Genomic DNA, 548 nt, shown 5'->3' on the forward strand with positions numbered 1-548 from the left:
ACTGGGCCGCCCGCGCACGATGAGCGGCTGGCCGAGCCGCGTCTCCAGCGCGCGCACGCGCAGCGACACCGCCGAGGGCGTGATGTGCAGCGCGGCGGCGGCCTGCTCGAAACTGCCCGCCTCGGCCACGGCGAGAAAGGCCTCGCATTGTTTGGAATCCAGTGCCATGGCGCTTTTGGGGTTGAAAGCTGAGGAATTCTCAGCCAAGTCGATATTTTCCCCATTCAGGATGGGATTCGGCCCCGGCCCCAGACAATTCGCCGATGTGGTCTTCCATCACCCCTTTTCTGCATGGTTTCGGCGCCGGGGCCGGCCTGATCATCGCCATCGGTGCGCAGAACGCGCATGTGCTGCGCGTCGGCCTGCTCGGGCGGCACGTGGCCCTCACGGTGGGCACCTGCATCGCCATCGACGTGATCGCCATCGCTGCGGGCGTGGCCGGCATGGGCGCGCTGATCCAGGGCCAGCCGTGGCTGCTGGCGATCGCCCGCTGGGGCGGCGCGGCGTTCCTGGCCTGGTACGGCCTGGGGGCGCTGCGCCGTGCGTTG

2 protein-coding genes are annotated in these 548 nt (G+C 69.2%); one reads left to right on the forward strand and one right to left on the reverse strand.

What is annotated here, in order from left to right:
* Positions 1–168, reverse strand: a 168-nt coding sequence (locus tag AC27KI_RS27000; RefSeq protein WP_487116990.1) for a LysR family transcriptional regulator, incomplete at its 3' end; no start/stop codon positions are given.
* 95 nt (positions 169–263) lie between these two features.
* Between AC27KI_RS27000 and AC27KI_RS27005 the strand changes: the two genes are divergently transcribed.
* A partial coding sequence (locus AC27KI_RS27005) for a LysE/ArgO family amino acid transporter (protein ID WP_487116988.1) occupies positions 264–548 on the forward strand: 285 nt, incomplete at its 3' end.

This window comes from Acidovorax sp. KPB24-03, assembly GCF_057546605.1.